The sequence below is a fragment of the Aurantimonas sp. Leaf443 genome (genome assembly GCF_001425575.1).
Lineage (GTDB): Bacteria > Pseudomonadota > Alphaproteobacteria > Rhizobiales > Rhizobiaceae > Leaf443.
On record NZ_LMRD01000001.1, the window covers coordinates 734173 to 759626 of the forward strand.

General features: G+C 69.2%; 25 protein-coding genes. 12 read left to right on the plus strand and 13 right to left on the minus strand.

The window, feature by feature from the left end:
- Nucleotides 1-19: 19 nt before the first annotated feature.
- The 3 genes from ASG48_RS03295 (at nt 20) to ASG48_RS03305 (ending at nt 2734) form a co-directional block, all read left to right on the plus strand.
- The gene (locus ASG48_RS03295; protein WP_055845052.1) at nt 20-889 is read left to right on the plus strand and encodes a type 1 glutamine amidotransferase; all 870 of its coding nucleotides are present in this window, start codon (nt 20-22) and stop codon (nt 887-889) included.
- Nucleotides 890-1038: 149 nt separating this feature from the next.
- Nucleotides 1039-2079 (plus strand): HWE histidine kinase domain-containing protein, encoded by a 1041-nt coding sequence (locus ASG48_RS18915; RefSeq protein ID WP_162243893.1) that lies wholly within the window; start codon nt 1039-1041, stop codon nt 2077-2079.
- A gap of 142 nt (nt 2080-2221) precedes the next feature.
- The gene (locus ASG48_RS03305; RefSeq protein ID WP_055845058.1) at nt 2222-2734 is read left to right on the plus strand and encodes a hypothetical protein; all 513 of its coding nucleotides are present in this window, start codon (nt 2222-2224) and stop codon (nt 2732-2734) included.
- A gap of 12 nt (nt 2735-2746) precedes the next feature.
- Here the strand turns inward: ASG48_RS03305 and ASG48_RS03310 are convergent, their stop codons facing one another.
- The 6 genes from ASG48_RS03310 to nhaA all read right to left on the minus strand — a co-directional run bounded on the left by ASG48_RS03310 (nt 2747) and on the right by nhaA (nt 7446).
- Nucleotides 2747-4051 (minus strand): arsenic transporter, encoded by a 1305-nt coding sequence (locus ASG48_RS03310; RefSeq protein ID WP_055845060.1) that lies wholly within the window; start codon nt 4049-4051, stop codon nt 2747-2749.
- 71 nt (nt 4052-4122) lie between these two features.
- Nucleotides 4123-4833: an arsenical resistance protein ArsH gene (arsH, locus tag ASG48_RS03315; RefSeq protein ID WP_055845467.1), complete on the minus strand. Its 711-nt coding sequence runs from the start codon at nt 4831-4833 to the stop codon at nt 4123-4125.
- Nucleotides 4834-4844: 11 nt separating this feature from the next.
- The gene (gene arsC, locus ASG48_RS03320; protein WP_055845063.1) at nt 4845-5258 is read right to left on the minus strand and encodes an arsenate reductase (glutaredoxin); all 414 of its coding nucleotides are present in this window, start codon (nt 5256-5258) and stop codon (nt 4845-4847) included.
- A gap of 7 nt (nt 5259-5265) precedes the next feature.
- The gene (locus ASG48_RS03325; protein ID WP_055845067.1) at nt 5266-5796 is read right to left on the minus strand and encodes an arsenate reductase ArsC; all 531 of its coding nucleotides are present in this window, start codon (nt 5794-5796) and stop codon (nt 5266-5268) included.
- Entirely contained in the window at nt 5793-6140 is a 348-nt protein-coding gene (locus ASG48_RS03330; protein WP_055845070.1) for a helix-turn-helix domain-containing protein, read from the minus strand. Before ASG48_RS03330 ends, ASG48_RS03325 begins: the two co-directional genes overlap by 4 nt.
- A 118-nt stretch (nt 6141-6258) precedes the next feature.
- Nucleotides 6259-7446 carry a Na+/H+ antiporter NhaA gene (gene nhaA / locus ASG48_RS03335; RefSeq protein WP_055845072.1) on the minus strand — a complete coding sequence of 396 codons (1188 nt, stop codon included), beginning with the start codon at nt 7444-7446 and terminating at the stop codon, nt 6259-6261.
- A 146-nt stretch (nt 7447-7592) separates the two neighbouring features.
- On the opposite strand from nhaA, the gene opgC reads away from it, so the two are divergent.
- From opgC to ASG48_RS03345, 3 genes are all read left to right on the plus strand, one after another.
- Nucleotides 7593-8780, plus strand: coding sequence for an OpgC domain-containing protein (gene opgC / locus ASG48_RS03340; protein WP_055845074.1), 1188 nt, complete (start codon nt 7593-7595; stop codon nt 8778-8780).
- A gap of 16 nt (nt 8781-8796) precedes the next feature.
- Nucleotides 8797-8967 carry a hypothetical protein gene (locus ASG48_RS18130; protein ID WP_156381412.1) on the plus strand — a complete coding sequence of 57 codons (171 nt, stop codon included), beginning with the start codon at nt 8797-8799 and terminating at the stop codon, nt 8965-8967.
- Nucleotides 8968-9207: 240 nt separating this feature from the next.
- Nucleotides 9208-9438 carry a hypothetical protein gene (locus ASG48_RS03345; RefSeq protein WP_156381413.1) on the plus strand — a complete coding sequence of 77 codons (231 nt, stop codon included), beginning with the start codon at nt 9208-9210 and terminating at the stop codon, nt 9436-9438.
- Between the two features lie 123 nt (nt 9439-9561).
- Here the strand turns inward: ASG48_RS03345 and ASG48_RS03350 are convergent, their stop codons facing one another.
- The 4 genes from ASG48_RS03350 to ASG48_RS03365 form a co-directional block, all read right to left on the minus strand.
- Nucleotides 9562-10557: a zinc-binding alcohol dehydrogenase family protein gene (locus ASG48_RS03350; RefSeq protein ID WP_055845079.1), complete on the minus strand. Its 996-nt coding sequence runs from the start codon at nt 10555-10557 to the stop codon at nt 9562-9564.
- 29 nt (nt 10558-10586) lie between these two features.
- Nucleotides 10587-11339: an ATP-binding cassette domain-containing protein gene (locus ASG48_RS03355; protein WP_082529216.1), complete on the minus strand. Its 753-nt coding sequence runs from the start codon at nt 11337-11339 to the stop codon at nt 10587-10589.
- A 79-nt stretch (nt 11340-11418) separates the two neighbouring features.
- Nucleotides 11419-12339: an ABC transporter substrate-binding protein gene (locus tag ASG48_RS03360; RefSeq protein WP_244486745.1), complete on the minus strand. Its 921-nt coding sequence runs from the start codon at nt 12337-12339 to the stop codon at nt 11419-11421.
- 53 nt (nt 12340-12392) lie between these two features.
- Nucleotides 12393-13403, minus strand: coding sequence for an ABC transporter permease (locus ASG48_RS03365; protein ID WP_055845086.1), 1011 nt, complete (start codon nt 13401-13403; stop codon nt 12393-12395).
- 128 nt (nt 13404-13531) lie between these two features.
- Between ASG48_RS03365 and ASG48_RS03370 the strand changes: the two genes are divergently transcribed.
- From ASG48_RS03370 to ASG48_RS03390, 5 genes are all read left to right on the plus strand, one after another.
- Nucleotides 13532-14434, plus strand: a complete 903-nt coding sequence (locus tag ASG48_RS03370) for a GntR family transcriptional regulator (RefSeq protein ID WP_055845089.1) — start codon at nt 13532-13534, stop codon at nt 14432-14434.
- 193 nt (nt 14435-14627) lie between these two features.
- Nucleotides 14628-15458, plus strand: a complete 831-nt coding sequence (locus ASG48_RS03375; RefSeq protein ID WP_055845092.1) for an amidohydrolase family protein — start codon at nt 14628-14630, stop codon at nt 15456-15458.
- A gap of 72 nt (nt 15459-15530) precedes the next feature.
- Entirely contained in the window at nt 15531-15965 is a 435-nt protein-coding gene (locus ASG48_RS03380; RefSeq protein ID WP_055845095.1) for an RbsD/FucU domain-containing protein, read from the plus strand.
- A 182-nt stretch (nt 15966-16147) separates the two neighbouring features.
- Nucleotides 16148-17425 carry an L-fuconate dehydratase gene (locus ASG48_RS03385; RefSeq protein WP_055845098.1) on the plus strand — a complete coding sequence of 426 codons (1278 nt, stop codon included), beginning with the start codon at nt 16148-16150 and terminating at the stop codon, nt 17423-17425.
- Nucleotides 17425-18189: an SDR family oxidoreductase gene (locus ASG48_RS03390; protein ID WP_055845101.1), complete on the plus strand. Its 765-nt coding sequence runs from the start codon at nt 17425-17427 to the stop codon at nt 18187-18189. The genes ASG48_RS03385 and ASG48_RS03390 overlap by 1 nt, the downstream gene beginning before the upstream one ends.
- Nucleotides 18190-18393: 204 nt before the next feature.
- Here the strand turns inward: ASG48_RS03390 and ASG48_RS18685 are convergent, their stop codons facing one another.
- Both ASG48_RS18685 and ASG48_RS03400 read right to left on the minus strand, forming a co-directional pair.
- Nucleotides 18394-19272, minus strand: a complete 879-nt coding sequence (locus ASG48_RS18685) for a nucleoside deaminase (RefSeq protein ID WP_244486712.1) — start codon at nt 19270-19272, stop codon at nt 18394-18396.
- A gap of 49 nt (nt 19273-19321) precedes the next feature.
- Entirely contained in the window at nt 19322-23161 is a 3840-nt protein-coding gene (locus tag ASG48_RS03400; RefSeq protein WP_055845104.1) for a vitamin B12-dependent ribonucleotide reductase, read from the minus strand.
- Between the two features lie 603 nt (nt 23162-23764).
- Between ASG48_RS03400 and ASG48_RS03405 the strand changes: the two genes are divergently transcribed.
- Nucleotides 23765-24871 carry a sensor histidine kinase gene (locus ASG48_RS03405; protein ID WP_055845107.1) on the plus strand — a complete coding sequence of 369 codons (1107 nt, stop codon included), beginning with the start codon at nt 23765-23767 and terminating at the stop codon, nt 24869-24871.
- A 72-nt stretch (nt 24872-24943) separates the two neighbouring features.
- Here the strand turns inward: ASG48_RS03405 and gpt are convergent, their stop codons facing one another.
- Nucleotides 24944-25441, minus strand: a complete 498-nt coding sequence (gene gpt / locus ASG48_RS03410; protein ID WP_055845110.1) for a xanthine phosphoribosyltransferase — start codon at nt 25439-25441, stop codon at nt 24944-24946.
- Between the last annotated feature and the right edge of the window lie 13 nt (nt 25442-25454).

Consider the following 25454-nt stretch of genomic DNA (forward strand, 5'->3'; position numbering starts at 1 on the left):
CCAGAGATCGGATCGCCCCTTGCCCGCCAGCTATCTCGTCGTCGCCAGCGAGACCCCGACAGAGCGCGAGGCGCGCCGCCGCGAGGTCGGCGCTTCCTCGGACGAGACCTTCGCCGAGACGCTCCGGGCGCTCGATCCCGGCTGCCATGTCGAGCTCTGCTCCTGCGTCGACGGCGGGGACGCGCCGAGCGTGGCCGAGCTTCGCCGACACGACGCGGTATTTTTCTCCGGCTCCCCGATCAGCATGTACGAGGCGACGCCGCAGGCCCGGTCGGCCGCCGCCTTCATGCGCCGCGTCTTTTCGTCGGGCGTGCCGTCCTTCGGCTCCTGCGCCGGGCTGCAGATCGCGGTCGTCGCGGCGGGCGGCGCGACCAAGCCGAGGCGCCCGGGCACGGAGGCGGCCTTCGCGCGCGGCATCGTGGCGACGGAGGCGGGCCGCAGCCACCCGCTCCTCAAGGGGCGCCCCCTGTCCTTCGAGGCGCCCGCGATGCATTCCGACGAGGTCGCCCGCCTGCCGGACGGCGCGATCCTCCTCGCCCGCACGGACGCCACGCCCGTCCAGGCCGCCGAGATCCGGCATGGCGGCGGGGTGTTCTGGGGCGTGCAATATCACCCGGAACTGACGCTCGCCGAGATCGCGGCCGCCCTGCGCCGCCAGGCGGGCGACCTCGTCGGCGAGGGGCTGGCCCGCGACGAGGGCGCGCTTCTCGCCCATGCCGCCCGGATCGACGCCCTCGACAGCGCGCCCGAGCGCCGCGATCTCGCCTGGCAGCTGGGGCTCGACGCGGAGGTCACCGATCCCCGTCGCCGCATGACGGAGATCCGCAATTTCATCGCGGCGGCCGGTGCGTTGCGAACGGCGGCGGCGGGCGCGACGCCGCCGGCCTGAGCCGAGGGACGCGGGGGGCGTCTCCTGCGAGGATCCGCCGGCCGGACCGAGCGTATTCGCCACCAACGGATGCCTATCCAAGGTTCGCGACACCCAGTAGAAGAGCACGGTGTGTTCGCGGTCGAACGCCGGTGCGGAAGGAAATGCTCGTGAACGACCTGGATCGCCCCAGCGTCGCGGAGGAACTGCTGATCCCGACGGGCGGGAGCAAGGACCCCTTCGCTTCGGCCGTGCGCACGACGCGCATGCCGATGGTGATCTCCGACCCGAACCTGCCCGACAACCCGATCGTCTTCTGCAACGACGCCTTCGTGCGGCTGACGGGCTACGAGCGCGCCGAGATCCTCGGGCGAAACTGCCGCTTCCTGCAGGGGCCCGCGACGCGGGACGAGGACGTGGCGGTGCTGCGCAAGGCCATCGCCGACTGCGTGTCCACCGAGGTGGACATCCTGAACTACCGCAAGGACGGCTCGACCTTCTGGAACGCGGTGCTCATCTCGCCCGTCTTCGCGGATGGCGAGCTGACCTATTTCTTCGCCTCCCAGCTCGACGTGACCGAGCGCAAGCGCGCCGAGGAGCACCGATTCCTCCTCAATCGCGAACTCGACCACCGTGTGAAGAACACGCTGGCGACCGTTCAGACCGTCGTTCTCCAGACGCTGCGCGACGCTTCCGTGCCCGCCAATGTCGCGGCCGCCGTCGCCGGCCGGCTGCAGGCCATCGCGCGCAGCCACGACGTGCTGACGCAGGAGGCCTGGGCGAGCGCTCTGCTGCGCGACGTGGTGGAGGGGGCGCTCGACCCGCTCCACAGCCGCTTCGGCGACCGCATCCGCGTCGAGGGGCCGGACCTTCGTCTGAAGCCGCGCATCGCCACCATGCTCTCGCTCGCCCTGCACGAGCTCGGCGACAACGCGCTGCGCTACGGCGCGCTGTCCAATGTCGGCGGCAGCGTGCTCGTTCGCTGGGCCTGCGAGGACGGCCAGTTCTCGATGCAATGGCGCGAGACGGGCGGCCCGCAGGTCGAGGCGCCGGACAGGACGGGCTACGGCGTGCGCATCGTGGAGCGCGTCCTGGCCGCCGAGTTCGGCGGCACGTCGATGATCGAGTTCGCGCCGGATGGCCTCATCCTGCGCATCGACGCCCCGCTCGAGGGCCTCTCCACCGAATGGACGGCCTGGGCGATGTCCTGAGGTCGGCGCCCGGCGTCCGGCCGCCGCGATAAAACGCCGGCTCGGAATTCCGGCATCTTGCGAAATGCGCGCGCCGGCCGATCTTACCGGCCCCGGGGCGCCGCGACGGCGGCCCTGCCCAGCTTCGAGGTCCCCTGTCTCAATGCGCGTGTTCGATTTCCTGACGCGTTTCGCCTTCGGCGTCGCCAGCCTCGTCCTGATGATCCTCGCCTGCGCTCTCATCTACTATGCCGGCTACGGCGTCTGGCAGAGCTTCAGCATGACCGATCGCGACATCGGATCGACCGCCCTGGAGGCGGTGGGCTACACGGTGATCGCGATCGCGGTCTTCGACGTCGGCAAATATCTCCTGGAGGAGGAGGCGATCCGCGGGCGCGAGATGCGCAATCCCGGCGAGGCGCGGCGCAGCCTGACGAAGTTCATCTCCACGATCATCATCGCGATCCTTCTGGAGGCGCTCGTCACGGTGTTCGAATCGGGCAAGGAGGACCCGCGCCTGATGGTCTATCCGACGCTCCTGCTCCTGGCCGGCGTCGTGCTCATCGTCGCCCTCGGCGTCTACCAGCGCCTTAGCGTCAGCGCCGAGCGGGAGGGGCGCGATCCGCCCGAGGAGACCGACGAGGAGGCCGCCGCGGCCACCCGTTCGCAGGGGTGACGCGCGCCGGGCTCAGGAGACGAGCGGTAGCCAGAGCCAGAGCGCGAGAAGCGTTGCCAGAAGCACCGGCGGGGTGAGGGCGAGGCCCACCTTCATATAGGCGCCCCAGCCGATCTTCTGGCCCTTGCCGGCGAGCACGTGGAGCCACAGAAGCGTCGCCAGCGATCCGATCGGGGTGAGCTTCGGCCCGAGATCGTTGCCCACGACATTGGCGTAGATCATCAGCTCGCGCGTCAGCGGCGCGACCTCGGCCCGGTCGATCGCCAGGGCGCCGACGAGGGTGGCGGGCATGTTGTTCATGACGGAGGCGAGGGCTGCGACGACGAAGCCCGTGCCGAGCGTGGCGACGAGCGCGCCCTGCGCGCCGAGCCAGGTGAGAACGCCCGCCGCGATGGCGGTTAGGCCGGCATTGCCGAGGCCGTAGACCACCAGATACATCCCGATCGAGAAGAGCACGATCTGCCAGGGGGCCCCGCGCAGCACCTTGGACAGCGGCACGACGGCCCCGCGCCCGCCCGCGAACCAGCGCCCGGCGACCGCGCACAGGACGAGGGCCGCCGCTCCCGTGACGAAGGAGATCGGCACGCCCAGCGGCCCGGTGACGAAATAGGCCATGAGCAGGAGCGCCAGCAGCGGAAAGGCCGCCCGGAACACGGCCGCGTCGCGGATCGCCTCGCGCGGCGCCTCCAGCGCGTCGACCTCGTAGCGCGCCGGGATGTCGCGGCGGAAATAGATCCACAGGACGAGAAGCGTCGCGGCGAGCGAGACGAGGTTCACCGGCACCATGACGGCGGCGTAGCGGCCGAAGGAGACGTCGAAGAAATTCGCCGTGACGATGTTCACGAGATTGGAGACGACGAGCGGCAGCGAGGTCGTGTCGGCGACGAAGCCGCAGGCGACGACGAAGGCGAGGGCGCCGGCGGGCGGAAAATCGAGGCGCAGGAGAATGGCGAGGACGATCGGGGTGAGGAGCAGCGCGGCGCCGTCATTGGCGAAGACCGCGGCGATGGCCGCGCCCAGGAGGACGATCAGCGGGAACAGCCGCCGCCCGCTTCCCCCGCCCCAGCGCGCCACGTGGAGCGCCGCCCAGGCGAAGAACCCCGCCTCGTCGAGGATCAGCGAGATGACGATGAGGGCGACGAAGGTGAAGGTCGCGTCCCACACGATCTCCCAGACCGTGCCGACATCGCCCCAGCCGACGACGCCGGTAGCGAGAGCGAGGGCGGCGCCGCCGAGCGCCGACCAGCCGATGCCGAGCCCCCGGGGCTGCCAGATGACGAGGACGAGCGTGGCGACGAAGATCGCAAGGGCGAGCATGGCGGATCCGGACGGGCGGGCGCTGCGACGAGCGCGCGGAGGAAAAGCGGGGCGGAAGGAGGCGCGCGCCGTCAGAGCGCGCGCTGGTTGACGCGCTTCGACAGGTCTTCCGCGCTCTCGACGCGTTCCGAATAGCGGTCCGTCAGGTGGTCGGTGCGCCCGCGCATGAGCCAGGTGAACTTCGCCAGTTCCTCGCACACGTCGACGACGCGGGCATAGAGCGCCGAGGGTTTCATGCGTCCGGCCTCGTCGAATTCGAGGAAGGCTTTGGGCACCGAGGACTGGTTGGGGATCGTCACCATGCGCATCCAGCGGCCGAGGACGCGCATCTGGTTCACGGCGTTGAAGCTCTGCGAGCCGCCGCAGACCTGCATCACCGCGAGCGTCTTGCCCTGCGTCGGCCGCTTCGCTCCGTCGCTCAGCGGGATCCAGTCGATCTGCGCCTTCAGGATGCCCGTCATGGCGCCGTGCCGCTCGGGACTGACCCAGACCATGCCCTCGCACCATTCCGCGAGCCGGCGCAGCTGCGCCACCTTCTCGTGGTCCGCCGCGACGCTGTCGGGCAGCGGCAGGCCGCGCGGGTCGAAGCTGCGCACCTCGCAGCCGAAATGCGTCAGCAGGCGCCCCGCCTCCTCCGACAGGAGCCGCGAGAAGGAGCGCTCGCGCAGCGATCCGTAGAGGACGAGGATGCGCGGCGCGTGAAGCGGCGCGCCGGGAAGGGCGAGGCGCGCGACGTCGATCGGGAGCAGGTGCTCGCCCTGGGCGCTTGGCAGGTCGGGCATGGCCGGCCCGCTCACGAGGATGCGCCGGGCGCGGCGACGATCTCGCCGTCTTCCTTGACGAAGCGCGCCACCGGCCGGTCGAGAAGGTCCAGCACGGCCTCGGACGGGCGGCAGAGCCTGACGCCCTTGGCCGTGACGACGATCGGCCGCTCGATCAGGATCGGATGGGCCAGCATCGCGTCGAGGATGGCGTCGTCGGACAGGGAAGGATCGTCGAGGCCGAGCTCCGCATAGGGCGTGCCCTTGCGGCGCAGGAGGTCGCGCGGGCGCAGGCCCATGGCAGCGAGGAGGTCCACCAGCACGGCGCGGCTCGGCGGTGTCTTGAGATATTCGACGATGTCGGGTGCCTCGCCGGACTGGCGGATCATCTCCAGCGTGTTGCGCGAGGTGCCGCAGTCGGGATTGTGGTAGATCGTGACGGTCATGGGGGCCTCAGGCGACGTCGAGTCTGGGCTGGGAGGAGCCGTCGAGGAGCCCGATCTGCCGGACCTTCGCGGTTTGGCTCGAACGATCCAGCGTGGAGAGCGGCAGGGCCGTGAAGGCGGCGATGCGGTTCTTCAGATAGCGAAACGCCTGCGTGAAGGCCGCGCGTTTCCAGATTTCGCCGCGCGCCTCGTGGCTCGGGTCTTCGATCCCCCAGTGCCCGGTGACGGGGTGGCCCGGCCAGACGGGACAGGACTCGCCGGCCGCCTGGTCGCAGACCGTGAAGACGAAATCCATGGCCGGCGCGTCCGCGCGCGCATAGTCGGTCCACGACTTGGAGCGCATGCCGTCGGTCGGGTATCCGAACTCCGCCAGCACTTCCAGCGCCATGCCGTTGACCTCGCCCTTCGGCTGGCTTCCCGCCGAGAAGGCGTTGAAGCGACCGGCGCCATCCTTGCGCAGGATGCTCTCGGCAAGGATCGAACGGGCGGAGTTTCCCGTGCAGAGAAACAGGACATTGTAGGGGCGGAAGTCGCTCATCGGCAGGTCTCCGGGTTGCAGGCGAGGGCAGGAGCGCCGAGGTCGCCGCAGATCTCGGGATTGCCCGAGCAGCAGTCCTCGGTGAGGAAGGCGAGGAGCCGGCGCATGTCATCGTAGCTCGCCGCGTAGAGAATGCGCCGCCCGTCGCGCCAGGAGCGCAGGAGGCCCGCCCGATCCAGCGTCGCGAGATGGAAGCTCATCCGCGTGGGTGCAATGGCGAGCGCTTCGGCGATCGCGCCGGAGGCCATGCCGTTCGGTCCCGCGCGCACCAGCATGCGGAAGGCGGCGAGGCGGTCGGAATGGGCGAGCGCGGCAAGCGCGGCGACGGCGGCGTCATCGGTCATGACGCTACGATTATCCAAATATACTTGTAGTGTAAAGATCGAAAGAACCGGGCGGCTCGTGCGGCCGTCCGGTTTCGTTGTCCGCTTCCGGGTGGCGGCCTTGCAGGGCCGCCCCGCGTCAGGCCGCGTGGACGGTGCGGGCCTGCCGCGAGGGCGCGCTCAGGAGCACGGCCGTCGCCACGAGGCCGGACAGGACCGAGCCGAGGAGGACGCCGATCTTCACCTCGTCCTGCAGCGACGGAGAGGTCGGGAAGGCGAGAAGGCCGATGAAGAGGCTCATCGTGAAGCCGATGCCGCACAGGAGCGCGATCCCGTAGAACTGCCGCCAGCCGGCACCCTCGGGCAGGGAGGCGAGGCCGAGGCGGATGACGGCCCAGGACAGGCCGAAGATGCCGATCTGCTTGCCGACGAAGAGGCCGGCCGCGATGCCGAGCGGCACGGGCGCGAGCAGGGCGGCGGGTGTGACGCCGGCGAAGGAGACGCCGGCATTGGCAAAGCCGAAGATCGGCACGATGAGGAACGCGACATAGGGGTGGATCGCGTGTTCGAGGCGCACGAGGGACGAGTCGCCCGTGCGCCGGTCCACCGCCAGCGGCACCGTGAGCGCCAGGACGACGCCCGCGAGCGTCGCATGGATGCCCGACAGGAGCACGAGGTACCAGAGGAGGGCGCCGGGCACGACATAGGCGGCGATGCGGTGGACGCCCATCCGGTTCATGGCGACGAGGAGCGCCACCACGGCCGCCGCGCCGGCCAGGGCGGCGAAGTTCAGGTCGGCCGTGTAGAACAGGGCGATGATGACGACCGCTCCCAGATCGTCGATGATGGCGAGCGCGGTGAGAAAGACCTTGAGGGACAGGGGCACGCGCGGGCCGAGCAGCGACAGAATGCCGAGCGCGAAGGCGATGTCGGTCGCGGCCGGGATCGCCCAGCCGCGCAGCGTCTCGGGCGAGCCGGTGTTGAAGGCGAGATAGACGAGCGCCGGCACCGCCATGCCGCCGACCGCCGCCACGCCCGGAAGGACGCGCTGCGGCCAGGTGGAGAGCTGGCCCGTCAGGACCTCGCGCTTGATCTCCAGTCCGACCATCAGGAAGAAGACCGCCATCAGCGCGTCGTTGATCCAGTGGAGGACGGAGAGACCGCCGACATAGGTCGACAGGACTCCGAAATAGGCCGGCGCGAGCGGCGAGTTCGCCACGACGAGCGCGAGGAGCGCCATGGTCATGAGGACGAGGCCGCCCGCGGCCTCGTTGTGGATGAAGCGCCGGATGAAGGAGAGGCGCCCGGAGGATCGATCTGTAGCCATCCACCCGACCTAACGCGGACGGCCCGCCGCGACAGGCCGGCGACGCCGGAAACGGACGATCCTGACATGGTTGTGAAGGGCGAGCGTCCCGGTCTAGTACCGGACCCTCGGAGCGAAGCGGACGAAGATCCTCGAGCGGTGGCACGATGAAGCGGTTGGACGTGATCGACGGGCTGCGGGGATATTTCCTCGTCTTCATGCTCATCAACCATCTCGCCTTCGACGGCGGCTACTGGCTGGTCGAGATCAACCATCGCCAGCTCGCCTTCGTGGAGGACGCGCAAGGGTTCGTCTTCCTGTCCGGGCTGCTCGTCGGCATGGTCTATGCCGGGCGGATGGCGCGCCGGGGCTTCCGGGCGGCGGCCGCCGGGGTCTGGACGCGGGCGGGCGATCTCTATCGCCAGACGCTCGGGCTCCTCGCCTTCGCCATGACGCTGGCGCTTCTCGTGCCGGCGGCGCGGCTCGCCTGGGTCGACTGGATGGGCGACCTCGACTGGCGCAACCCGTTCCGCGCCGCGAGCGCGGCGCTTCTCCTGTTCCAGCCGACCTACATGGACATCCTGCCGCAATACATCGTCTACATGCTGGCGGCCCCCTTCCTCATCCGGGCCTGCCTCAGGGGCCACTGGCAGGCGGTGCTGATCGGCTCGTCGCTGCTCTGGCTCGCCGCGCAGTTCGGCGTGCAGCGCCCGCTGACGGCACCCTTCAACACCTGGCTCGCCGGCGACACCGGGCACGGCCTGCGCGTCAACTTCAACCTGATGGCCTGGCAGGTCGTCTTCGTCTTCGGCCTCGTCTTCGGCACGCTGACGGCGACGAACCGCATCGACTGGACGCGCGTGTTCCGCCCCGACAGCACCTTCATCCCCGTCGCCGCGCTCTCGGTCTGCCTGTTCTTCCTGCCGTTCCGCTTCGCGACCGCCCACGACTACATGCCGATCGACATCATGGGCACGTTCCAGAGCTACGAGAACCGGTCGGAGTTCGGGCTCGTCTATCTCCTGAACTTCGCGGCCGTCGCGTCCGGCATCGCCTGGCTCCTCATCGCCGGCCCCGACCACGCCTCGCCGCGCGTGCGCGGCGTCTCGTCCGCGCTGTCGTGCCTGTTCCGCCTGCCCTTCCTGCGGCTTCTGGGGCGCCATTCGCTGCAGGTCTATGCCTGGCACGTGGTGATCGTCTATCTCGTGCGCTTCGTGGATTTCGAGACGCCGCGCTTCAACCAGCCGCTGAAGACGGCGATCGCGCTCGCCTGCATCGCGCTCCTGTCGCTCCCCGCGCTCTACCGCGAGCGCGACAGGTTCTTCGGCGCCGGCCCGGGACCGCGCGCGGCATGAGACGGGGAGACGAGCGATGAGCGACGGCAGGACGCCCGGCGAGGGCCGGTCCGAAAGCGCGAAGGAGAAGTCCGAGCGCCTGAAGGCGCTGCGGCTTCAGGCCGAGCGGGAGAAGGACGCGCGGATCGAGCGGGCGAACCGCAAGGCAGCGACGCGCCGCAAGATCCTGGGCGAGGGCCGGGACTGACGAGACCGGCGCGCCAGCGAAGTCGATCGCCCACATCCGCCACCTGCGATGCGCTGTCCGGCCGCCGTCTTCGGTTTTTTGGAAGTAGAAAAAGTCTAAAACATAGCTGTTGCAGGTGCGGCAAAATATCCCCATTGTAAAGGGCGGGCCGATCGGGGTCCGTCCGCCTGGATCGCTTTGGATATGCTCGATACGCACGCTCATGACCTTCGCGCGCCGCTGGACGCCCTGAAGTCTCGCATGCGCTCGGAGCCTTCGTCCCTCGATGCCGAAGGTCTCTGGCCGCTCGCCCTGCAGATCGACAGTGCGGTTAGCCGCGTCGCCCCGTGCTCGGCGCAGTGCCAGGAAGCCTCGCGCTGCCTGCTCTGGGCCGTGTCGGCCGCCATCCGGGCGCAGAAACTGTCCGGCCGGGCCGATCTCGACGGCGTCTGCGCCGCGCTGACGAGCCTGGAGGGGCGGATCGCCTCATAAGCCCGCCGGCCCGCCTCGCGCGGCCGGCGTCCGTCGCCGGCGACCGGACGCGGTTGGCGGGCATGGTCCCGTGGCGGCCTCGGCGATGCGGACGCCGCCGTCGCTTGCCGTCTTCGCCTCGGCCTAGGGGCGGACGATCACCTTGATCAACGTCTCGCGGTCGGCCGCCAGGAGCGGTAACCGCTCGGGCAGGTCTTCGAGCGCGATCTCGGCGGAGAGGAGCGCGTCCGTGTCGATCTCTCCCTCGCGGATGGCGGCCATCACGCGCTCGAAATCGGATCCGAGCGCGTTCCGGCTGCCGACGATACGCGTCTCGCGCTTGTGGAACTCGGCGTCCTCGAAGGCGATCTGTCCCTTCACCACGCTGACGAGCACGTAGGTGGACCCGTGCGCGAGATGGGCGAAGCCGGCCTCGATGGCCTTCCCGTTCCCCGTCGCGTCGCAGATCGCGTCGAACCCTTCGGCAAGGTCTCCCGTCAGCATCGTGGCGGGATCGCAGTGCAGTCGCTCGAAGCCGAAGCGCGCGCCCGCAAGCTCCAGGCGCCGCCGGCTGAGGTCGAGGAGATGGACTTCGGCGCCGGCCAGACGCGCGAAGAGCGCGGTGCCGATGCCGATCGGCCCGGCGCCGGTCACGAGCACGCGGTCGCCGGCCTGGATGCCCGAGCGCGACACGGCATGGGCGCCGATGGCGAGGAACTCGACCATGGCCGCCGTCGTCTCGCCGAGGCCCTCGGCCGGATAGAGATTGCCGACCGGGACGGCGATGCGCCGGCACAGGCCCCCGTCGCGGTGGACGCCGAGCACCTCGATGCGCTCGCAGCAGTTCGGCTTGCCGCGCCGGCAGGCCCGGCACCGGCCGCAGGAGAGATAGGGATTGACGACGACGAGCGTTCCCGCGGGGCTGTCGCCCGCGGCCTCCACGAGCCGGCCGGACAGTTCGTGCCCGATCACCCTCGGATAGCGCAGATAGGGGTGCTTGCCCTCGAAGATGTGGTAATCGGTGCCGCACAGGCCGACGGCCGCGATGTCGACGAGCGCCCAGCCCTCCGGCGCCTCGACGGGCAGCGGTGCCTGCCGCAGCTCGAAGCGGCCGGGCTCGACGCAGATGCCGCAGGTCATGGACGCGGCGACCGGTCCGGGAGCGGCGCTCAATGGACCGCTCCACCGCCGCGCGGCGTCCAGCCGTCGGGCAGCTGGCCCTTGATGATGAGGCTGAGGATGTCGTCCTTCGTGACGTCGGCCACCTTGTGCGCGCCGACCATGTGGCCCCGGTTCATGACGACGACGCGGTCGCACAGTTCGAACACGTCGTGCATGTCGTGGCTGATGAGGAAGATGCCGATGCCCTCCGCGCGCAGCTGCTGGACGAGCTCGGCCACCATCGCCGTCTCGGACGGCCCGAGCGCGGCCGTCGGCTCGTCCATGATGAGGATCTGCACCTTGAAGTAGATCGCCCGGGCGATGGCGATCACCTGCCGCTGCCCGCCGGAGAGGCGCGAGACCGGATCGGTGAGGTTGCGGAAGTTCGGGTTGAGCCGGGCGAGCAGCCGGCGCGCCTCCTCCAGCATGCGCTTGTCGTCGAGATTGCCCCAGCGGGTGCGCAGCTCGCGGCCGAGGAAGAGGTTGGCGGGCGCGTCGAGATGGTCGGCGAGCGCCAGCGTCTGGTAGATGGTCTCGATCCCATGGAGGCGCGCGTTCTGAGGCGAGCCGATCTCCACCGGTTCGCCGCGCACCCGGATCTCGCCCGAACTCGGCTTCATGGCACCCGACAGGATGCGCATGAGGCAGGACTTGCCCGCGCCGTTATGGCCGAGCAGCCCCACGACCTCGCCGGGATGAAGATCCAGCGACACGCCTTCGACGGCGTGGATTCCGCCGAAATGCTTCCTGATGTCGATCATTTCGACGAGCGGTTTCAAGCGGCCCTCCCATTGCCCTCGCATGTGCGGGCGGCGGCGCTGGTCCGCCGCCCGGCTCTTCTCAGTAGAGAACGTTCTTGGCTTGATCCGAGTCGACATTCTCCTTGGTGACGTAGACGACGCCGGTGTCGATCTGCGGCTCCACCTTTTCGCCCGCCAGGAGCTTGAGCACGGCCTTCACGCCCAGATCGCCCATCTGGTAGGAGCCCTGGACGAGCGTGCCGTTCAGCGTCCCGTCCTTCACGAAGGCCTGCAGGTCCTCGTTGCCGTCGAAGCCGATGGCGGTGATCTGCCCGGCCTTGCCGGCCTGCTGGATCGCGCGGCCCATGCCGACGGCCGTCGGCTCGTTGGCGCCGAAGATGCCCTTGAGGTCGGGATTGGCGGCCAGGACGTCCGTCGTCTGGTTGAGGGCGGTCGCCATCTGCGACTGCGAATAATAGGGCCCGACGATCTCGATCTTGGAGCTCTTCTTGATCTCGTCCACGAAGCAGCCGACGCGCCCGATCTCCGAGCCGACGCCCGCGACATAGGACATGACGGCGACCTTGCCCTCGCCGCCGGTTCCCTTGATCATCTCCGACGCCGCCATGCGGCCCGCCGCGCAATTGTCGGTCGTCAGGAACGTCTGATACAGGCCCTCGCCATCCTTGCCTAGGCCGGAATCGATGATCGCGACGGGAATGCCGGCCTCGCTCGCGCGGCGCACGGCCGGGATCAGCGCGTCGGGATCGGACGGGGCGAGGACGAGACCGGCGACGCCGCGGTTGACGGCGTTGTCGACGAGGTTGACCTCGTCGGCCACGGCCGATTCCGCCGCCGGCCCGTCGAAGGAGATCGTGTGCTCCGAGCCCTCGATGGCCGCGGCGGCGCCGCGGTTCACGTTCTGCCAGAAGTTCGAATTGGTGGTCTTCACGATCACCGCGATCTCGCCGGCGAAGGCCGCGGCCGGCATCGCGCCGATCACGGTCGCGGCCAAAAACATCGTCTTGAACGGGGTCATGCGGTTTCCCTCCCTTATGTGCCGCTTTCGGCGGGCTATTTGCGGCTGCGCAGCTGGTCGATGAAGACGGCCAGGATGACGACGAAGCCGATGATGATCTGCTGGATGAAGGACGAGACGCCGGCCATGTTCAGGCCGTTGCGGAGGACGCCGATGATGAAGGCGCCGATCATCGTTCCCGAGATCGTCCCCGCGCCGCCCATCAGCGAGGCACCGCCGATGACGGCCGCGGCGATCGCGTCGAGCTCGTACATGACGCCCTCGTTCGGCTGCGCCGTGACGAGCCGCGACATGAGGACGTTGCCGGCGAGCCCGGCCAGCGCGCCGGACATGACATAGGCCGCGATCTTGGTGCGGTGGACGTCGACGCCCGACAGGCGCGCCGCCTCCTCGTTGGAGCCCGTGGCGTAGATGTGGCGGCCGAGCGCGCGGCGCCGCAGGACGTAGGCGGCCAGGATCGCGACGAGGACGAGAAGGATCGCGGGGTAGGGAATGCCCGGGAAGACGACCTTCGACAGCCCGTTCGGCATGCGCTCGACCATCCGGAACAGGGACCCGTTGCCGAGGACGCCGAAGGCCTGGCCGAGCTGCGAGATCGGCGCGGCGCCGGTGAGCTGCAGCGCGAGACCGCGCGCCATCATCATCATGCCGAGCGAGGCCACGAAGGGCGTGATCCGCAGCTTGGTGATGATGAGGCCGTTGACGAGGCCGCAGGCCGCGCCGGCGCACACGCCGAGGGCCATGGCGAGCGGCACCGGCATGCCGGCCTTCACCATCAGCCCCGTGACCGTTCCCGACAGCGCAAGGACGGACCCGACGCTCAGATCGATGCCGCCGGTGATGATGACCATCGTCATGCCGATGCCCAGAAGGCCGATGACCGAGGTCTGCAGAAGGATCGTCAGGCCGTTGTGGACCGACAGGAAGGCCTGATTGCCGAAGGAGAAGGCGGCCGCCAGAAGCAGCAGCGTCGCCAGCGCCGACAGTTTTTGAAGGGTGTCGCCCGGGTTCGTCGCGATCCGGCCGGTCGAGAGCGTCAAAGCCAAACCGGCTCTCCAGTGCTTGTGCAAAATTATTAAAGACATTGCGCGCGATCTGGCTGGCCTTGTCAATTGTTTTTTATCATAGTCGACAATCGGGCGCGTCGCCGCGTCCGCATGAAGGGGAGCCTTCCTTGGCAAGAACGGACGACCGTTTCCGGGCGGCGCACAATCGCCTCCTCGACCATCTGGCGAAGGCCGAGATCGGCCAGCAGCTCTCGTCCGAGGTTGAGATGGCGCGCGAGCTCGACGTCAGCCGGACGGTTGTGCGCAGCGTCCTGAACCGCCTCAAGGCGGAGGGCATCATCGCCTGGAACGGGCGCGAGAAGACCGTGCTTCGCCGGGCCGGCGCCGGAGACCGGCTCGCCGTGCAGGCCGACCAGCTGGCCACGGACGAGCTGGAGCGGCGGTTCCTCGACTGGGTGCTGCGCTTCGACGTTCCGTCGGGAACGGCCCTCAACATCACCGAACTCACCCGCCGATTCGGCGTGCCGCCCTATGCGCTCCAGGAGTTCCTGGCCTCGCTCAGCCGGTTCGGCCTCGTGCGCCGGCGCCTGCGCGGCGGCTGGGAACTCGTCGGCTTCACGCCGGACTACGCGATCGAACTCTCCGACTTCCGCATGGTGCTGGAGCTCAACGCCGTGTCGCATCTCGTCCGCCTGTCGGACGAGCATCCGATCTGGAACCGCATGGAGGCGCTGAAGCAGGACCATTTCAGGCTGGAGGCCGAGATCGACGAGCGCTTCCACGATTTCTCGCTGCTCGACAAGGAGTTCCATTCGGCCATCGGCAGCGTGGTGACGAACCGCTTCGCGGCCGAGTTCCAGAAGGTCATCACGCTCGTGTTCCACTACCACTACCAGTGGGACAAGACGCTGGAGCGCGAGCGAAACGAGGCGGCGATCCACGAGCATCTGCGGCTGATCCGGGCGCTGGAGCGGCGCAGCGAAACGGAGGCGCTCGAGGCCGCGCGCGACCATCTGAAGACCTCCAAGCTGACGCTCCTCTCGTCCCTGCGCAGCAACGCGCTGGACTGACCGGACACGACCGGCGACGCCGGTGGCCTCGCCCTGTCGGTCGCGGCCTGCGCGCCATGGTGCTCGGCATCGGCGGCGGACGGAGCGCGATTGACATCCTTCCCCGCCGCTCTGTATTGCTTTTAATCATAAGATACCAATCATCGCCGCCCGGGACCGGGACGGACGCGGGCGGGACGCCGGGGGAGGCGAGATGATCGACGCGCACCAGCATTTCTGGCGACTCTCGCGCGGCGACTATCCGTGGCCGGACGAGAGCGTGGCGCCGATCCTGCGCGACTACGGACCGGACGACCTGCGGCCGCATCTGCGGCGGGCGGGCGTCGAGCGGACGATCCTCGTGCAGGCGACGGCGACCGTGGCCGAGACGGAGTTTCTCCTGAAGATCGCGGCCGAATGCGATTTCGTGGCAGGCGTCGTCGGCTGGGCCGATCTGTCTGCGCCGGACGCCCTTCCCACGATCGACCGGCTGCGGCGCGATCCGGGTCTGTTGGGCCTGCGCCCGATGCTGCAGGGAATCGAGGACACGGACTGGATCCTGCGGGACGACGTGCGGCCCGCACTCGCCCATATGGCCGGGACCGGCCTGCGCTTCGACGCGCTCGTCCAGCCCCGTCATCTCGGTGCGATCGCGACGCTCGCCGATCGCCACCCGACGCTTGCCATCGTCATCGATCATCTGGCCAAGCCCCGCATGGGCGGCATCGCGCGTCCCGACGAGGCCTGGGCCGCGGGCATGAACGCGCTTGCCCGCCGCCCGAATGTCTGGTGCAAGCTCTCGGGCATGGTCACCGAAATCGGGCCGGACTGGCGCGAGGCGGATCTGCGGCCCTTCGCCGATCACGTGCTCGCCGCCTTCGGACCCGCCCGCGTCCTCTGGGGCTCCGACTGGCCGGTGGTCGATCTGGCGGGCGGCTACGACGCCTGGGCGGCGGTCACGCGCTCGCTTCTCTCCGGCCTCGACCAAGCCGCGCGCGAGCGCGTGTTCTCGGGCAGCGCGCAGCAATTCTACGGACTATCCTGACCGGCTCCGGCCGCTTCCTCCCGTTTCCCCGGCCTTGGCATCGAGGCCGAAGCCCCTTGCGAAAGAACGATCGTGCTGAAGAACATCGACGAAATGGTCGGCCCCGACCTCCTGCGCGTCCTGGCACGCATGGGCCACGGCGACGAGATCGTGCTGGCGGACGCCAACTTCCCGGCGGCGTCCGTCGCCGGGCGCACGCTGGAGGGTCGCGAGCTTTCGATGGATTGCGACGCCCTGCGGGCCCTGCGCGCCGTGCTCTCGCTCCTGCCGCTCGACGCCCACCAGCCCGATCCGGTCCTGACCATGCAGGTCGTCGGGGAGCCCGATGCCGTGCCGGAGGTCGTGGCCGCGGCCGCACCGCTTCTCGCGCAGGAGGGCGTGCGCTCCGTGGGCCTGGAGCGCTTCGCCTTCTACGAGCGCGCGCGCGGCGCCTTCGCCGTGGTGCGCACCGCCGAGATGCGGCCCTACGGCAATTTCATCCTGCGCAAGGGCGTCATCAATCCCTGATCGGCGCGGCCCCCGCGCGCTCGTCGCGGCCGCCGGATGGGGCCGAAGCGCCCGCTCGATCCCGCCCGTGCCGCGCCCCGCAACTCTCCCACCCTTCCGTTCCGCCTTCGAGGTCGCCACGCCATGACGTTCCCGCAAGACAGATCGCAGTCTCCGACGGTGCCGCTCGGCGGGGTGCGCCCGTGACGCGCATCACCGGTCTTCGCACGCTCGACGTGCGCTTTCCCACGAGCCGTTCGCTCGACGGCTCCGACGCCATGAACCCCGATCCCGACTATTCCGCCGCCTATGTCGTGCTGGAGACCGGCGGGGCGCTCGAAGGCCATGGCCTGACCTTCACGATCGGGCGCGGCAACGAGATCTGCGTCGCCGCGATCGAGGCGCTGCGCCCGCTGGTCGTGGGGCTCGACATGGACTGGATCGCCGCCGACATGGGCCGCTTCTGGCGCCATGTCACGTCCGACAGCCAGCTGCGCTGGATCGGGCCGGACAAGGGGGCGATCCATCTGGCGACGGGCGCCGTCGTCAATGCCGTCTGGGACCTCTGGGCCAAGATCGAGGGCAAGCCGGTCTGGCAGCTCGTCGCCGAGATGAGCCCGGCCGAGCTCGTGCGCCTTCTCGACTTCCGCTACCTCACGGACTGCATCACGCCGCAATGGGCGCTGGAATTCCTGACGCGGCAGGAAGAGGGCAAGGCCGAGCGGATCGAGACGCTGAAGCGGGAGGGCTATCCCTGCTACACGACCTCGGCCGGCTGGCTCGGCTACCCCGACGACAAGCTCCGCCGTCTCTGCCAGGAGGCCGTGGACGCCGGCTTCCACCATCTGAAGCTGAAGGTCGGGCGCGACCTTCAGGACGACATCCGCCGCCTGACCATCGCGCGCGAGGTCGTGGGGCCCGACGTCAGGCTGATGATCGACGCCAACCAGGTCTGGGAGGTGGACGAGGCGATCGAATGGGTGAAGGCCCTGTCCTTCGCCAGGCCCTGGTTCATCGAGGAGCCGACCAGCCCCGACGACGTCGCCGGGCATCGCCGCATCCGGCAGGCCGTTTCGCCCGTGCAGGTCGCCACCGGCGAGATGTGCCAGAACCGTATCCTGTTCAAGCAGTTCATCATGGAAGGCGCCATCGACGTCGTCCAGATCGACAGCTGCCGCATGGGCGGGCTGAACGAGGTGCTGGCGGTGATGCTGATGGCCGCCCGCCACGGGCTCAAGGTCTGCCCCCATGCCGGCGGCGTCGGCCTGTGCGAATATGTCCAGCATATGTCGATGATCGACTATCTCTGCATCGCCGGCACGCGCGAGGGGCGGGTGATCGAATATGTCGATCACCTCCACGAGCATTTCCTCGACCCCTGCCTCATCCGCGACGCCGCCTACATGCCGCCGACGCGGCCGGGCTTCTCCATCGAGATGAAGCCCGACAGCCTTCGCACCTATCGCCACCGGGGGGCCTGATGGACCTGAACTTGAAGGACAAGCTGGTCGTCGTGACGGGCGGTGGCGCGGGGATCGGCGCGGGGATCACGGAAGTGCTGGCCGAGGAGGGGGCCCGCGTCGCCATTCTCTCGCGCTCCGAGCCCGAGCGGGACTGGATGCGGAAGACGGGCGCGGCCTTCTTCCGCGTCGAGCTCGGCGACGAGGCGGCCTGCCAGGCCGCCGTTCGGCGCGTGCGGGAGGGCCACGGCGCGGTCCATGGTCTCGTCAACAATGCCGGGGCCAACGACGGCGTCGGGCTCGGCCAGGGCGCCGCCGCCTTCCGCACGAGCCTCGACCAGAACCTCGTCCACTATTTCACCATGGTCGAGGCCGTCGCCGAGGATCTGAAGGCGACGAAAGGGGCGATCGTCAACATCACCTCCAAGACCGCGCTGACGGGCCAGGGCGGAACCTCCGCCTATATCGCCGCCAAGGCCGCCCAGCTCGGCCTCACCCGCGAATGGGCGGTCGATTTCCTGCCCCATGGCGTGCGGGTGAACGCCATCGTCGTCGCCGAGGTGATGACGCCGCTCTATCGCCGCTGGCTCGCCACCATGCCCGACCCGGACGGCGCGCTCGAGGAGATCACCCGCCGCATCCCGCTCGGCCAGCGCATGACCACGGCCCGCGAGATCGCCGATACCTGCGCCTTCCTCCTGTCGGAGCGGGCCAGCCACACGACCGGCCAGTGGCTCTTCCCGGACGGCGGCTACACCCATCTCGATCGCGCCATCGGCCGCTGAACGGCCTGCGGATGGCGCTTCCATCGGGCGGTCCCTCCCGCGCGAAAGGCGATGCGCGAGATGCCGGCAGGGCGTCGCGGTTCGCACGCGCCGGATGCGTCACGGGTTCGGCGTGGACGCGCCGGCGCAGGTCGGAACCGTCAGGCGCCCTGCCGTCGCCTCCGGCCCGGCACGCTCGCGATTCTGCCGGCGATGCGCGGGCCCTCAGGCACGCTTGCGCCGATGGAGGTCCCGGACACGCTCCGCCAGATCCGCCACCGGTCCGTCGACCGGCACCCCGGGCGCGACCTCGTTGATCGGAAGCGGTCGCACGGGGGACGGAGCCACGCCGAGCTCCGCCAGCCATTGCGTCAGCTGCGACGAGGACGACGCGTAGACGATTCGCCCCAGTCCCGCCCAGGCATGAGCGGCCGAGCACATCGGACAATGTTCGCCCGACGTGTAGACCGTCGCCGCGGCCCGGTCGTCGGGTTGCAGGGTCTGCGCCGCCCATCTCGCGATCGCGAATTCCGGATGGCGCGTCGCGTCGCCGCCGCCCACCTCGTTGAAGGCCTCGAACAGCACGTCCCCATCCTTCGAGACGAGCACCGAGCCGAACGGCTCGTGGCCGGAAGCGAGGGCATCCGAGGCAAGCTCGACGCACCGTTCCAGATGCGTCCTGTCCTTGTCGTCGATCATCGTCGGATCCTCATGGGCGCTGGTGCCGGTGTCGCCTTGCCCCTGCGAGCCCTCGGGGATCGAGGGAGCGGCAGGGCCGGGAAGGGCGAAGGTAGACGAGACCAGCGATCCGACCACCCGGCGGCGGACGGTCCGCGGGCCTTCGTCCGGGGCGAAACTCCCGAGAATCATCATGCCGCCGCCGACGGAGCGAAGGCCCGCAAACCGGCTCGGCCGCGATTCCGCTCCTTCGCCATCGACCGAAGGTCGCCCGAGGGAAGGATGCCCGCGCCACCGGCCATCGGCGTCGGATCGTCGCGTTCGGTCCGGCGCCTTGCGGACGCGGAAGCGGGGCGATCGACCAAAGTGGCCGTCGCCCCGCGGTTCTTCCAGTTCGCCGAGATCGACGAAGCCGCGTTTCGACATCGGCTTCGTCGATCGGAGCGCAGGCTCGTTCAGAGACCGCGCCCGGTCCTCAGCTGCAGCCGCTGGTGGAGCCGCAGGTGTCGCATTTCAGGCAGGTGCCGTTGCGCACCATGGTGAAGTTCGAGCATTCCGAGCAGCTGTCGCCCGTATAGCCCTTCATCATCGCCACGGCGCGCCGTTCGGCGGCGGTCGCCTTGGGAGCGGAGACGTTGGCCTCGTCCTTCTCGCTGGCCGGGAAGGCGAGGGGCTGGTCGAAGAGGCCCTGCGCCGGCGAGGCGTCGGCGATGGGCGCGGGTTCGGCCAGCGGGGCGCTCTCGTAGTCGCGCTTGAAGGCGGCTGCGGGGGCGGCGCCCATGCGCGGCGCCGTCGCGGGGCGAAGCGCGGTGGCGGTGGCGGGCGCGGAGCGCACGGCGGTCGTCACGGGGGCGGCGGGCTTGACCGCGGCGACCTGGGCCGAGCCCTGCGGCTCGCCCGAGGAGACGAGGCGGAACTTCGCCGTCTGCCCGCGCACCATGCCCGACGAGATCGGAAGCGGGGTCGGCTTGTCGCCTTCCACGCCGCGCCCGATCGTCGAGGCGCCGAAATCCTCCGGCTGGACGTGGGCGAGATCGTGCCGGTCGAGATAGGACACGGCCAGTTCGCGGAACACGTAGTCGAGGATCGAGGTCGCGTTCTTGATCGCCTCGTTGCCCTGCACCATGCCGGCCGGCTCGAAGCGCGTGAAGGTGAAGGCCTCCACATACTCGTCCAGCGGCACGCCGAACTGCAGGCCGAGCGAGATGGCGATGGCGAAGTTGTTCATCATCGCGCGGAAGGCGGCGCCTTCCTTGTGCATGTCGATGAAGATCTCGCCGAGGCGCCCGTCGTCGAACTCGCCGGTGCGCAGATAGACCTTGTGCCCGCCGACGATGGCCTTCTGCGTATAGCCCTTGCGCCGGTTCGGCAGCTTCTCGCGGTCGCGCACCACCTTCTCGATCGTGCGCTCCACGATCCGCTCCACGATGCGCTCGGCGACGGCCGCCGCCTGCGCGGTCGCCGGCGCGGCGGCGAGGGCCGCCATCTTGTCCTCGGCCTCCTCGTCCTCCTCATCGTCGGCGATGAGCGAGGCGTTGAGCGGCTGGGACAGCTTGGAACCGTCGCGGTAGAGGGCGTTCGCCTTCAGCGCGAGCTTCCAGGAGAGCATGTAGGCGCTGGTGCAGTCCTCGACCGTCGCCTCGTTCGGCATGTTGATGGTCTTGGAGATGGCGCCCGAGATGAAGGGCTGGGCCGCCGCCATCATGCGGATGTGGCTCTCGACCGAGAGATAGCGCTTGCCGATGCGGCCGCAGGCATTGGCGCAGTCGAAGACCGGCAGGTGCTCGGTCTTCAGGAAGGGCGCGCCCTCCAGCGTCATGGCGCCGCAGACATGGATGTTCGCCGCCTCGATCTCCTTGCGGGAGAAGCCGAGGAAGGGCAGGAGCTCGAAGGAGAAGTCGTTCAGCTGCTCGTCCGAGATGCCGAGCGTCTCGCGGCAGAAGGCTTCGCCCAGCGTCCACTTGTTGAAGACGAACTTGATGTCGAAGGCCGAGCCGAGCGCGGCGTTGACCGCCGCGATCTGGTCGTCGCCGAAGCCCTTGGCGCGCAGCGAGGAGGGGTTGACCGCCGGCGCCTGGTTCAGGTTGCCGTGGCCGACGGCATAGGCCTCGATCTCCGCGATCTGGCTCTCCGAATAGCCGAGCGTGCGCAGGGCCTCGGGAACGGCGCGGTTGATGATCTTGAAATAGCCGCCGCCGGCCAGCTTCTTGAACTTCACGAGCGCGAAGTCGGGCTCGATGCCGGTCGTGTCGCAGTCCATCACGAGGCCGATCGTGCCGGTGGGCGCGATGACGGAGACCTGCGCGTTGCGGAAGCCGTTCTTGGCGCCGAGATCGACCGCCTCGGTCCAGGCCGCCTTGGCCCGGTTGGAGAGGCGCTTGTCCTTCAGAGAGGAATGGTCGAGCGGCACGGGATCGACCGACAGGCCCTCGTAGCCATTGGCGATGCCCTGCGAGGCGCGGGCGTGGTTGCGGATGACGCGCAGCATGTGGTCGGCATTGCGCTCGTAGTCCGGGAAGGGCCCGAGCTCGCCGGCCATCTCGGCGGAGGTCCTGTAGGCGACGCCCGTCATCAGGGCCGAGATCGCCCCGCAGATCGCCCGACCTTCCTTGGAATCGTAGGGAATGCCGGCGGTCATCAGCAGGCCGCCGATATTGGCGAAGCCCAGACCCAGCGTGCGGTAGTCGTAGGAGAGGCGCGCGATCTCCTTGGAGGGGAACTGCGCCATCAGCACCGAGACTTCGAGGACGATCGTCCACAGGCGCACGGCATGTTCGAAGGCGCCGACATCGAAGCGGCGCTGGCCGTCCACCTCGTCCTCGCGGAACTGCAGGAGGTTGAGCGAGGCGAGATTGCAGGCCGTGTCGTCGAGGAACATGTATTCCGAGCACGGGTTCGACGCGCGGATCGGGCCGGCGGCGGGGCAGGTGTGCCAGTCGTTCATCGTCGAGTTGAAGTGCAGGCCGGGATCGGCCGAGGCCCAGGCCGCGTAGCCGATCTTCTCCCAGAGGTCGCGCGCCTTCAGCGTTTTGGCCACGCGCCCGTCGGTGCGGCGGATGAGATCCCAGGTCCCGTCCTCCTCCACGGCGCGCAGGAAGTCGTCCTTCAGCGAGACCGAGTTGTTGGAGTTCTGGCCGGAAACGGTGAGATAGGCGTCCGAATCCCAATCCGTGTTGAGGACCGGGAACTCGATGTCGACATAGCCCTGGCGCGCGAACTGGATGACGCGCTTGACGTAGTTCTCGGGAACCTGCGCCTTCTTGGCGTCCTTCACCGCGCGCTTCAGCGCGGGGTTCTTCATCGGGTCGAAACAGTCGCCCTCGGGACCCTCGCAATTCACGCAGGCCGCCAGGATCGTCTTCAGGTGCTTGGAGACGATCTTGGAGCCGGTGACGAGCGCGGCCACCTTCTCCTCCTCGCGCACCTTCCACATGATGTAGTTCTCGATGTCGGGATGGTCGATGTCGACCACCACCATCTTGGCCGCGCGGCGCGTCGTGCCGCCCGACTTGATCGCGCCGGCCGCCCGGTCGCCGATCTTCAGGAAGGACATGAGGCCCGAAGACTTGCCGCCGCCGGCCAGACTCTCGCCCTCGCCGCGAAGACGCGAGAAGTTGGAGCCGGTGCCAGAGCCGTACTTGAAGAGGCGCGCCTCGCGCACCCACAGGTCCATGATGCCGCCGTCGTTGACGAGGTCGTCGGCGACGGACTGGATGAAGCAGGCGTGCGGCTGCGGATGCTCGTAGGCCGAATTCGAGCGCGTGAGCTGGCCCGAGCGGTAGTCGACGTAATAGTGGCCCTGGCCGGGACCGTCGATGCCGTAGGCCCAGTGCAGGCCGGTGTTGAACCATTGCGGCGAGTTGGGCGCCACCTTCTGGGTGGCCAGCATGTAGGCGAGCTCGTCGCAGAAGGCGCGCGCGTCCTCCTCCGAATTGAAGTAGCCGCCCTTCCAGCCCCAGTAGGTCCAGGTGCCGGCCAGCCGGTCGAAGACCTGGCGCGCGTCCAGCTCGGAGACGAATCGCTCGGCCTCGGGCAGTTCGGCGAGGGCGGCCTCGTCCGGCACCGAGCGCCACAGCCAGGACGGAACGTCGTTTTCCTCGACGCGCTTCAGCCGTGCCGGCACGCCGGCCTTGCGGAAGTATTTCTGCGCGAGAATGTCGCTCGCGACCTGGCTGAACTGGGCGGGCACGTCGATGTCGGCGAGGCGGAAGACGACCGATCCGTCGGGATTCTTGATCTCGCTGGTGGCCTTACGGAACTCGACCCGGGCGTAGGCGCTCTCGCCGGCGCTGGTGTAGCGGCGTTCGATCTTCATGATGCCAGATCCTCTGCTCGGTCTTGCGACGCGACGATACGCTCCGCCGGACCGGGGCCCGTACGGCTACAAGGGGAGATACAACTTCGATTGCCCTATCTGGTGGGACCGGCAGGGCTTCGACACTAAATATAGTGGAACGGTCTAAGTTTATGGAGTCCTAAGCGCGGCGGGGCCGACTTATCCACCGCTGTTTGCGAGGAGCCCTCAAGCCCCGACCGCGCAGCGTCTCCGGGCCTTCGCCCCTTGGGGAAAAACTGTGGCGTCGTGCATCGGCGGCAAGACCCCGGCGCTCGCGAGCGCCCGGACGAGACCCGTATCCGGCGAGCGAATCGCCCGAAGGCCGATTCGGCCGGGGGCATGGCCTGCATAACCTCCGGTTGTGCGCCGGCATCGGGCCGCCGTGCGGGCGGAGGGGCAGAAGCCTGTGGGAAAGGGGCGCCGTTCGAGCGTGTCCTGCGCGTTCTTACGGACTTCCCCGTAGACAGCGTCCGCAAATGCGCCACACTCAGGTTTCCTGAAGATTGTTCACGGTCTCGTTCCGCAGGCCGTGCCACCTCCCTTTTCATCCCAGCGCGGCGAGGTGGATCGCCGAACGGTAAGATGACGGTTGTGACCGAAGACGATCCGCTCGGCGGCTTCCCCATCGACGGCATTCCCGAGGGCGCCGCGGCGGTCGACCAGATCGACGGCGCGGCGGCGCGGCGCATCGCGCGGATCGCGGCGGGTCTTCTCCAGGCGCCGGCCGCCTGCGTCTCGCGCATCGCGCGCGGCCGCACGCGCATCCTGGGAGGGCATCTGCAGATGGAGGGGCTCGATCCGTCCCTCGTGGTGAAGGCCAACCGGCGCGTCGCCATCGCGCTCGCCCGCTCGCGTTCGGCCTCCGCCCTCGTCCTCGATCTCGGCGCCGCCGGTTCGCTGCTCGCGGCCTCGGCGCGCGGCGAGCACGCCTGGCCGCTCGCCATCGTCAGCGTCTACGATCCGACCGGCAGCGACTTCACGGCCGAGCAGAAGAGCCGGATCGAGGATGCCGCCGCGCTCCTGTCGAGCGAGATCCGCCTCCACGAGACGCGGTCGCTCGCCCGCCGCCGGGAGGCGCGCAAGGCGCTGATCGTGCGCGAGATGGAGCATCGCCTGAAGAATTCCCTGTCCACCGTGCAGGCGCTGGTCTCCCTGTCGCTGCGCGGGGAGGGGACGATCTCCGCGATGCGGGACCGGCTCATCGAGCGTATCGGGGCCATGTCGAAGACGCAGTCCCTTCTTCTCAGCGACGCGCTGGAGAGCGCCGATCTCGCCGACATCATCGCCTCGGAAGCGGCCCATTACGTCGGGGCCGAACGGTTCGTCTGGTCGGGCCCTGCGGTGCGGGCGGGCGCGGCCGACGCGGCAGCCGTCGGCATGGTGCTGCACGAGCTCAGCACCAACGCCGCCAAGCACGGCGCGCTGGCGCCGGGCCGCGAGGGGCGGGTGGAGATCGGCTGGACGGTCTATGCCGGGCCGCCGACGGGGCGGCGCGTGTCGCTCGAATGGCGCGAGAGCACGGGCCCGTCCAAGATCGCCGCGCCCGTCTCCAGCGGCTTCGGCACGACGCTTCTCGACATGCTCGTCTCCGGCCAGCTGCACGGCACGATCGAGCGCGACTGGGCGCCCGGGGGTCTCATCGTGCGCACCGATTTCGCCCTCGCCGATGCCAGCCCCTCCGCCGACTGACCGACGGGGTTGTGACGCCGCTCCCGCGCCGCGCGGGCGCGACGCGCTCGGCCGCCGGCGGCGGGCGCGATGTCAGCCGGCGATGCCCTTGGCGATCGGCGCCTGAAAGGTCAGGCCGAGATCCCAGGGGAAGAAGATCCAGGTGTCCTGGCTCACTTCGGTGATAAACGTGTCGACGAGCGGGCGCCCCTTGGGCTTGGCGTAGACGGTGGCGAAATGCGCCTTCGGCAGCATGGAGCGCACGAGCGCGGCCGTCTTTCCGGTGTCGGTCAGGTCGTCGACGATGAGGATGCCGTCCCCTTCGTCCTCCAGGAGGATGGGCGAGATCGCCTTCAGGACCTGCAGTTCCCCTTGCGTGTCGTAGGAATGGTAGGAGGCGATGCAGACCGTCTCGATCATCCGCGTCCCCAGTTCGCGCGAGATGATCGCGGCCGGCACGAGGCCGCCACGGGTGATGCAGACGATCGCCTTCCACTCCTCGCGCAGGCTCGCGAGCCGCCAGGCCAGGGCGCGGGCATCGCGGTGAAACTGGTCCCAGGAAACGGGAAAGGACTTCTCCACCGACGACATCGAGCTCTCCGTG